This is a genomic window from Plectonema cf. radiosum LEGE 06105 (assembly GCF_015207665.1).
Taxonomy (GTDB): domain Bacteria; phylum Cyanobacteriota; class Cyanobacteriia; order Cyanobacteriales; family Nostocaceae; genus Rivularia; species Rivularia radiosa_A.
On sequence record NZ_JADEWL010000091.1, the window covers coordinates 19,065 to 28,216 of the forward strand.

Sequence of the window (9,152 nt, forward strand, 5' to 3'; positions counted from 1 at the left end):
TCACTAATTGAGATTGCCTTATACTTGCAGCTATTGCAAATTAATCTCAAAACTCTACTTACGTAAATTTTACTAGAAATTGGACTTCTCAGAAGTAGCTTTTTATAAAGATTAGATGAAGATGAGGATTGGGCATGGGGGATGGGAAGATGGGGAGACAAAGAGACATTCTTACAGTAGCGAGTAGTGAGTAGCGAATTGTCAGTTTACTCTTCTTCTAGGAAAAAAGTAATAATACGGGGATTTACTTGCTACTTGCGAACGAGTTCCAACTGCTATCGGAATTGACTTAATGGATAACCGTAACCCCTGTAGAGACGTAGCAGTGCTACGTCTGTCAAATCTAGATTCATACCCGGATATGGCTATCGCCAAGCTCCGCTAACAGCAACGCCGAATTCTGAATCATGCAAACTTTGCACATTTTGCAGCATTGAAATGAAAACCCGTCGTCGGGTTTAATTGTTAAAAACGCTATCCGCTTGACCTAAAAACTTCTGATTCACTATTTCGTTAAAAGTTGTTAGATTCGTCTGCCATTGGTTAATATGCTGTACCATTTGACTAATAATTTCTGTTGGCGAATCATTATTTACTCTGTAATGAAAGCTGCCGGAAAATAACAAAGCAGGAAGAGATTTTTCGTCTTGCTTAATTTGGGCTTGGGTAATACTTAAACTTAACGGTGCGGATTCTAATTGAAAAAGAAAATTGATGCTAGCTTGAATTTTTTCTTTACCAATATTCTGCCAGGGACCGGGAGCAATTAGGGTTTGAGTAATATAGTCACTAAAACTATTTTCTAAACCAATCAAACTCTTAGGATTTACAACAACTTCCTGGTAATCCGCATGGGGAAGTTTTTCTATGTATTTACCAGCAACTTCTGAGATTTGAATATCTTTAATCGCTTTTTTAGCAATCGTTTCCGAAAAGATAATTCTACCCGGTTGAGCTACTAAATTAACACCATTTTTAAAACTGAGTTGAACCGCAGATGGAGTTTTTACAGGTTTACTTTGTAATTCCCACTCTTGAGCGATTATTCCACTAGTTTTCAGAAATTCTACGCTCAATATACTAACATTGAGCTTTTTCGCGGTAATAACAATACCGATTTCCTGAATTTCTAAAGTTTTCTGAACCGAAGTTGTCATTAATTTCATGTTGAAGTTCTTCCTTGGAATAAAAAATAGTCACTCATCGCTTGTGCAAGTATCTTTGCTTTAATACGCAACCAGTCATTAGATAAAAATTTTACACTCACACACTAACAAATTACTTTGATAACACAAGCCTCATAAGCTGAGATTTATTATGTGTATTTGTTTCACAACTGTTGCAATAAATTCTCAATTTTTTATTTACGTAAATACTACTATAAATTTGAGTCTATAAAAGTCATTTTTGATAAAGATTACCTGAAGAAAGAGGTAATGGGCATTGCTTGTAGGGTGTGTAAAGACCTTAACAAATCATTGTTTTTATGGATGAGTTGATAATGTCTTCACGCACCTTTAGGTTTTGATGGATAACGGGTAATGGGAATAGAGCAGAGGAGGCTGAGGAAGCACAGGAAGCGGAGGAAGAAATTACCCCCTCTGCACCCTCGGCTACCTCCGCTCCCTCCGCTTTTATTCTTTAAGCAAATGCAAAGTTATCCACACTCAAGCTAGTTGCACCAATACCTTGCAATATCGCTAAATCGGAACCATTTACAGCAATCAAGGTGTTATCTTCCTGTTGGGTATTCGGAAACCACTGGTGTCATCATTTACACCGAGTATTTGCACGTTCTCAACTTGTGTCGCTAGGACATCAAATTGTCCTAGAGCATTTTCAAGCTCGCTACTAATTGTAAGAACCAATCCACCTTCGGGAATTGGTTCGCTAGAATTTATAGTAAGCGTCAGAAGGGTTCCTTCTTCTTCAATCAAAACGTTAGGACTGGCACTAATACTTATGGTCATGAATTTTTCCTGATAATTTTTTTGTCGCTTGCAACTAAAATTAAGCCAGCGCATTTGATTAAATACGCAAGTGGGATAGGTAATTATTCTTACGTTAATTAACTCAACCAAAGTTATTTAAAGTTGCAAGTATCATGACATGAGATCAACGTATATTCACAGTTATTGCTAATATTTCTCAAGTTATGACTTACGTGAATTTTACTATAAAATTAAGTTTATAAAAGTAGTATTTATATGAAGATTGCGTGAAGATGGGAAGAGATGGCACAGGGAGCAGGGGAAACAATTAATTTTCTATCCCCGCTCCCTCCGTTTTCTTTGCTCCTAACTCCTATGCCCCATGCTCTATTTCCTAACCAAACGCAAAGTTATCCGTATTCAAGCTAGTTGCACCAATTCCTTGCAATATCGCTAAATCGGAACCATTAGCAGCAATTAAAGTGTTATCATCCTGTTGAGTAATACTTAAATCATCAAAGCCAATACCTAAACCAGCAATACCAAGCACATCTTCACTTAAAGTAAAGTCAGTAATAATATTCGCAGCTTGGGGAATTTCGGCAGTAGCAATCCAGAATTGGTCTGCACCTGCTCCACCAGTGAATATAAACTGTATGGGGCTTTTGCCTGACGCTGCATTTCGATTCTGTGACGACTGCAAAAGTTACAATATGTTTGTACATAGACTTTAAAATTATGGAAATTAAAAACGTTGATATACAACAAACAGATATTACTCTTACTAACGAAGGTTGACGAAGCAAGAGAAACTGGGAGCGAAATTATTATTACTCGTGATGGTGTAGCTGTTGCTCGCGTTGTTTCCTGCCAAATAGAATCATTATCAAAAGCGAATTATCTCTTAAGGGGGATGCCAATAGAAATTCCTGCTGATTTTGATGAACCAATGCCAGAATTGTGGGAAGCATTAAGCGAGTAAGTATAAATTATTTTTTATATACATCCCCTCTTGAACCAATTATGTAAACTTCGATGTCTCCCGATTCAATATAGGCTGTAAAAATAATTCTGTTTTTGCCTACACGTAATCTGTAAAATCCTTCCCAGTCACCTTTCATCTTTTTAATATCTAGTTCTGTAAATGGGATAATTCCTTGCTCTTCGACAGCAATAACAATTTGGTTAAGTTGTTCTCGTATATTTTCAACATCGTCGGGATTTGCTTTTTCTAAAAACTTAATCGCTTGTTTACGAAATTTTATTGTCATTTTTAACCCAATCGGTCATATCAATAACTTCATCATCAGCATAGTTTGAAGGTACACCAAATTCGGCTTCAAGTTCGGACTGTTCTTCATCACTTACGTAAGGAATTAGAATTTGGCAAAGATAAAGTCTTTCTTCTTTTAGAACTTCACGCATAGTTTCTTTAATCAATGCTTTTAACTGTTGAATTTCCATGCTTTTACTCGTTGATTGAAATTAAATTATATATTTATTTTACATCTTGTACCATTCTGGACATGGGTAATAGGGGCAGAGGGAGCGGAGGGGGGAATTTAATAAATGTAGAGACGTTGCACTGCAACGTCTCCTCGTCCGCAAGCGATTTATATCAAGAATGCTGGTAAATATGGTAAATGGTAGAAGAATTTTCGTTTTGTCCGTTGATTGATGGAGACGTAGCACTGCTACGTCTCATCCTCCGTCTGCTAACTCGAAAGGTAGGAGAATTACCCCCAGAAGTGCGTTAAGCGAAGCTCACCGAAGGTATCGCGCATTGAAACCCTACCTTTAGAACAATTAGAAAATCTTGGTGAAGCACTGCTTGATTTTACCAGCATGGCTGATTTACAGGCTTGGTTGGATGGGATTGGGTAATGGGTAATAGGTAATGGGTAATGGTAAGAAATCCAATTACCAATTACCAATTACCAATTAATTAAGCAAAAGCAAAATTATCAATTATCAAGCTAGTTGCACCAATTCCTTGCAATATCGCTAAATCGGAACCATTCGCAGCAATCAAAGTATTATCATCTTGTTGAGTGATACTCAAATCATCAAAACCGATACCCAAACCAGCAATACCTAAAACATCTTCACCACTGGTAAAGTCAGTTATAACATTGGCTGCGTCGGGAATTTCAGCAGTAGCAATCCAGAATTGGTCTGCACCAGCACCACCAGTAATGATATTATCACCACCAGAGAGTGCGAAGAATTTATCGTCACCTGCTCCACCGACAATTCTATCGGACATTCCTAGTATTACAGTATCATCACCGCTACCAGCATAAATACGGTTGCTCCCCGTGCTGCTGATCGAAGCGTCGATTAAATCATCAGAACTACCGGCAAAAATCAATCCATTACTACCTTCGACTTCGATAATATTTTGTTCAACAGAACCAAAGATTGGTGGTACGGGTTGAGGTTCGGGTTCGGGTTCTGAGGAGGGAGTTAAGTTAAAGCTGATATCGTATTCACCGATATTAATTCCAGAATTGGGGAAAGTCCGACCGCTACCACTACCCGCTTCAAAGGGGTCGTAAAGAGTATTACCTAATTGTGCAACACCTACGTAGTAAGTTCCAGCGGTTTCAGCGGTAAACTCTAAATATGGGTCACGATTAGCAGTAAAGATTTCATCCGGTGCTGGTGCATTATTTACAGATGCTAATTCGTTACCTTCTGCGTCTAATAAACGTAATTCCGAATCGAGTCTTTGGGTTCGCTCAATTCCTTCGAGTTCGTAAGGTATTGAATCTACATCAATGCTAATTGAATCTCCAGCGTTGAGCGCGAAGCTGTACATATCAACATCTTCAGTCGCATCGACTGTTAATGTATTATCTTCATCAACTTCAACAAAGTACTGATTGATTTCCCCAGAAAAACTTGTGGTAGTATTACTTGCAGCTAATCCTGTGGCGATCGCCGTATCTATAGTATCGTTAACTTCTTCTGTGAAGCTAGGTGCGAGTTCGGGACTGTCTACAATTGTAAATGTTGCGCTTGCTGCTTCTGTATCAACTTGATAGCCTTCTCCTGATTCAACCGTAAAAGTAGCCGTTTCTAAAGTTTCTGCTTCACCATCATTAGCAACAGCAAAGCTTACAGTAGCATCTTGTTCGGTCAGGTTGATTGTAAAACCAAATAAATCCGATGCTACGGGAGGAACTATGATTTCCCCTCCTGTGACGGTTAAGGATTCAAGGTCAAATTCTAATATTTCAGGTGCATTGACGGTGAGAGTGACTCCTTCCTCTGGTGGAGGTGCGCTCAAGCTCAGATTAACATTAGCAACAGTTGCTTCCGACTCGATTAATACCTCCGGCTCAGTATTAATACTAGCTTGAATTAAAGAATCTGGAGTGTCTTTAATGATGATAGTTCCGCCATTTTGTTCCGGATTAACCGTATAACCTTGACCGGGAACAAGGGAAATATCAAACTGTTCGATACCTTCGGGAGCTTCCAGAGCAGCACTATCAAATACTGGTACAGTGATAGTGGCAGTTTCTCCAAACATCTGGAAGTAAAAACCGCTAACATCCCCATCGGGAATAACTATTCCACCTTCTATGTCGGCTGCAAATACATCTAGTTCGCTGAGGAAATTGGAAACACCACTACTTACGTAAACTTGTACTCCTCCTCCCGGTGGGGTTTGATTCAAGCTCAAAGTTAAAGTTAATTCGGTTCCTTCCGATTCAATTAACTCGTTAGTGCTTAATTCTAAACTGACTTCTGGTGGAACAACTGCGGGGAAAACCAAGTCATCTAAGCTATCGAAGAAGGTAACAGTAGAACTGTTTGCAGGAGTAAGGATATATCCTTCACTTTCAACCAAGGAAAAAGTTGCTGTTTCTGCACCATCGGTTTCTGCTTCTTCGCGATTAGAAGGAAGCAGGGAAATAACACCGTAGGATTCTTCTAAAAGGAATTTGAAACCCGTTGCTTCTCCATCTTCGTTATAGACAGCATCTAAAAACTGACCACCTCTACTAAAAGGTTTACCACCCAAGTTACCTCCATAGGGAACAGCATAATCCCGACCAAATTCTTCATCTTCTAAATCGCCAAAGTAATCTGTTAAGACTATATCGCTGTTTACATATACTTCCAATCCTCCCTCGGGAATCTCTGCTTCCGTTGTTAAAACAATGTTGAGAGACGCAGCTGTATCTTCAGGAGCAGTTTCAACTAAACTTCCCCCCAATAAAATGTCATAGTTTCCGTTCTCAAAGTCATTGTTATAAACTCCGGAAACGGTAAACAAAGAAATGGGTATTCCTTCTCCCGTACTTGCAGGAATTTCTGTCGCTTCAGGCTTAAAGGCATCAGGATTATTCAAACTAAGATTAATAGTATATTGTCCCGTACCGTATTCATTAGGATCGAGTTCGGAATTCCCCGTACCGCTAGCTGGAGTTAAAGGATCGTATTCGGAGTTCTCATAAATGCTGACACCTACATAGTAAGAACCATCTTCTGGAGCAGTAAATTCAATATAAGGCTCAAAACCAGAATCAAATATTTCATTAGGAGCAGCACCATCATCATTAGAAGCTAGTTCAGCACCGTTAGCATCAAATACGCGCAACCAAGGGTCTACTTTTCTTCCTTCCTCAAATTGGTTTGCATCTGCATCGATTTTAATCGTATCTCCTGCTTTCAGGTCTACTTTGTACAAGTCTACATCTTCGCTGGCATCTACTCTTGTAAGGGTTCCATCTTCATTTTCATAGGTGTTACTGTTGCTATAGTCAATAGAACCATTGATAGATATTTCAGAGTTAAACTCATTTAAGCTTACTGGTTGAGCAAATCCCAGAATATCGTTAGGTTCGCTTTCTTCGGTAGCAGGAGGAACTTGTTCTACGGTATCGACTAAATTAAACGTACCGCTGTTAGCTTCTGGATTTACTTGATATCCATCACCAGATTGTAAAGTAAAGACAGCGGATTCTAATCCTTCATCTACACCATCATTAGCGACGGGTAATTTGATACTGGCGTTAATATCGGTGATTGTAAAACGCAATTGGGGAGGAAAGCTTTCTAGAATCTCAATATCTCCAGAAATTCCGGTGGTTTCAATCCCACTAAGGTCGAATTTTTCTAAGCCATCAGCAGTAACTGTTACCGTCAATCCTTCTTCGGGTGGAGTTGCGCTCAAGGTAAAATTATGCACCCCAACAGTCGCTTCTGATTCAATCAAAGTTGCTGGTTCAACAGTGTAACTTACTTGAATTTGAGAGTCTGGATTATCTGCAATTGTTAAATTTACCGCACCAGCTTCTGAGTTAATTGTATATCCAGGTCCATTTACTAATTCAAAGGTAAATTCTTGAATTCCTTCTACAATCCCTTCTTCAATTTCCGGGTTAGTGGTTTCATCAAAAGCAGGTACGGTAATTGATGCACCATTTTCCAGAATTTTGAAGTAGAAACCACTAGCAGCAAAGTTGGGGAAAGGAACTGTACCACCGGAAACTTCAGCATTAAAAACATCAAATTCCCCTAAAGCAGCTCTGTTACCTGGACTATTAACATAAACTAGTAATCCATCGGAGGGAATTTCACCTTCGACGTTAAATGTAAATGTGGTGGTATTTCCCTGTGACTCCACTAACTGAGTTTCGCTCACACTCATACTAACTTCAGGTTCGTTAGTGGGAACGGGAGCAGTTTCTAAACTATCGTAAAAAGTCACGAGAGAGGAACTACTATCAGCATCAACACTGTAACCAGAACCAGTTTCTAAAGTAAATGTTGCTTGTTCAATACCATCAGTTTCTACTTCTTCTTTGTTTTCCAAAGGTAAACTAATCAAAGCATTCGGATTATCAACTCGTAGACGAATTCCCGTAGCTGTTCCATCTTCGTCATAAACCGCTGATAAAACTTCTCCCCCAAAGGTTAGAGGTTGTCTTCCTAAATTAGCGAAGTAGTCAGTTAAAGCGATATCGCTGTTAATGACAACTTCTACTCCACCTTCGGGAATCTCACCTTCTGTTTGTAAACTCAGAACTAAAATCGATGCTCCTGGTTGTTCTCCAAGGGATTCGACTAATTCTGGAGTCAGAATGGTATCCCGGAATTCGTTTGTTTCACCGCTAAATGTACCAGTTAAGGTTTGTAGAGAAATTTTTGGTTCCATGATAATTCCTTACGATTTGTATTTGACGTGTTGACACTAGTAAACTGACCGGAATGCACCAATCTCAACAAGAGCGGTTCGGCTCTGTATTGTGGTTCCCAAGTGAGCCTGGGAACTAGTGGTTAAATAGCTCAAACGCTGATTATTGGCTTTGTGATCCCTTACCGTACTAGTGGTCTGTCCCATAAATTCTGAAGGGTTCGTAGTGAGGGATTTATCCCTCAAATCAAGGGCTAAAGCCCTTACTACAAACTATCAAAATTAATGGGACAAAGTACTAGTACTCTGCCACATTAATGAAGGCGGGGTAGAGGTAGTGCGGTCTTGGAAGCGTGTCCGCAAGGACATACCGGAAAGCTCGCTAATAGCGAGCAAGATGCTTGCACTACCTAGTGAGGATTTTTTACCTCAATGTAAAAGTTGAAACTCTTACTACAAGCTTTGATTAACCTATCATTATTAATCAAATAAACTACTAGTGTTGAGCCAGCATTTTTTAACTAGTGCATTGCAGTTGTTAATCTAGACGCACCGGACTCGGAATCAATTTTAATTTATTGATATTTTTTGTCAATAGATTGATTAATGTTAATAGTACTACATATTCGCTTCAGTAAATCTAGCAGTTTTGTAAAGATTTCATGAAGATACCGGATGCACAAATTAGATGAGTGAAGTTGGTGTGAGTTAGAACGGGAGCTGATAGGCATAAATACAGGACTTACGCTTTCCCAAAATTGTCCGCAGCGACCGAAACTGTCCCGAAAGGGACATAGTGTAGGGAAGCATTCATCGCTCGTAATGACGGAGCTACGTGAATTTTGCGTAAGTCCTAATTTATTTAACAATTTGATTGGGAAATATCTGTGGTGGGAGCGAAACACGGACACCAGTAATAAATTATCCATCAAAATTAATGTGGTGGACCACTAGTACTCCACCACATAAGTTATGAGGGGTAATCAATGTAATATTGTAGGTTGGGCTGTTCGCGCAAGCGTTGCGAAGCAAAACGTAGTGGAGCCTCGGCACCCGCGTTGGGTTGCGCT

The 9,152-nt window shown here is 39.4% G+C and carries 8 protein-coding genes; 2 read left to right on the plus strand and 6 right to left on the minus strand.

Annotated elements, in window-relative coordinates; genetic code table 11:
* Window positions 1-458: 458 nt before the first annotated feature.
* From IQ247_RS21825 to IQ247_RS21835, 3 genes are all read right to left on the minus strand, one after another.
* A complete protein-coding gene (locus IQ247_RS21825; protein WP_193923265.1) occupies window positions 459-1,166 on the minus strand; it encodes a hypothetical protein in 708 nt (235 codons plus the stop codon).
* 558 nt (window positions 1,167-1,724) lie between these two features.
* Entirely contained in the window at window positions 1,725-1,970 is a 246-nt protein-coding gene (locus IQ247_RS21830) for a hypothetical protein (RefSeq protein ID WP_193923266.1), read from the minus strand.
* Window positions 1,971-2,325: 355 nt separating this feature from the next.
* Complete coding sequence (locus IQ247_RS21835) at window positions 2,326-2,634, minus strand: hypothetical protein (RefSeq protein WP_193923267.1); 309 nt, start codon at window positions 2,632-2,634, stop codon at window positions 2,326-2,328.
* A gap of 51 nt (window positions 2,635-2,685) precedes the next feature.
* Here IQ247_RS21835 and IQ247_RS21840 point away from each other — a divergent pair, with 51 nt between their 5' ends.
* The gene (locus IQ247_RS21840) at window positions 2,686-2,913 is read left to right on the plus strand and encodes a type II toxin-antitoxin system Phd/YefM family antitoxin (RefSeq protein ID WP_193923268.1); all 228 of its coding nucleotides are present in this window, start codon (window positions 2,686-2,688) and stop codon (window positions 2,911-2,913) included.
* Between the two features lie 7 nt (window positions 2,914-2,920).
* Here IQ247_RS21840 and IQ247_RS21845 read toward each other — a convergent pair whose 3' ends face one another.
* The gene (locus IQ247_RS21845; protein ID WP_193923270.1) at window positions 2,921-3,202 is read right to left on the minus strand and encodes a type II toxin-antitoxin system RelE family toxin; all 282 of its coding nucleotides are present in this window, start codon (window positions 3,200-3,202) and stop codon (window positions 2,921-2,923) included.
* Window positions 3,183-3,395: a hypothetical protein gene (locus tag IQ247_RS21850; RefSeq protein ID WP_193923271.1), complete on the minus strand. Its 213-nt coding sequence runs from the start codon at window positions 3,393-3,395 to the stop codon at window positions 3,183-3,185. Before IQ247_RS21850 ends, IQ247_RS21845 begins: the two co-directional genes overlap by 20 nt.
* Window positions 3,396-3,713: 318 nt before the next feature.
* Here IQ247_RS21850 and IQ247_RS33200 point away from each other — a divergent pair, with 318 nt between their 5' ends.
* Window positions 3,714-3,815, plus strand: a complete 102-nt coding sequence (locus IQ247_RS33200) for a DUF4351 domain-containing protein (protein ID WP_322745549.1) — start codon at window positions 3,714-3,716, stop codon at window positions 3,813-3,815.
* A 61-nt stretch (window positions 3,816-3,876) separates the two neighbouring features.
* Here IQ247_RS33200 and IQ247_RS21860 read toward each other — a convergent pair whose 3' ends face one another.
* Window positions 3,877-8,103, minus strand: coding sequence for a pre-peptidase C-terminal domain-containing protein (locus tag IQ247_RS21860; protein ID WP_193923272.1), 4,227 nt, complete (start codon window positions 8,101-8,103; stop codon window positions 3,877-3,879).
* Window positions 8,104-9,152 lie beyond the last annotated feature (1,049 nt).

Excerpts from the sequence above, each read along its gene's own strand:
- IQ247_RS21825 (WP_193923265.1), bottom strand. The coding sequence starts at position 1,166 with ATGAAATTAATGACAACTTCGGTTCAGAAAACTTTAGAAATTCAGGAA.
- IQ247_RS21830 (WP_193923266.1), bottom strand. The coding sequence starts at position 1,970 with ATGACCATAAGTATTAGTGCCAGTCCTAACGTTTTGATTGAAGAAGAA.
- IQ247_RS21845 (WP_193923270.1), bottom strand. The coding sequence starts at position 3,202 with ATGACAATAAAATTTCGTAAACAAGCGATTAAGTTTTTAGAAAAAGCA.
- IQ247_RS21850 (WP_193923271.1), bottom strand. The coding sequence starts at position 3,395 with ATGGAAATTCAACAGTTAAAAGCATTGATTAAAGAAACTATGCGTGAA.
- IQ247_RS21860 (WP_193923272.1), bottom strand. The coding sequence starts at position 8,103 with ATGGAACCAAAAATTTCTCTACAAACCTTAACTGGTACATTTAGCGGT.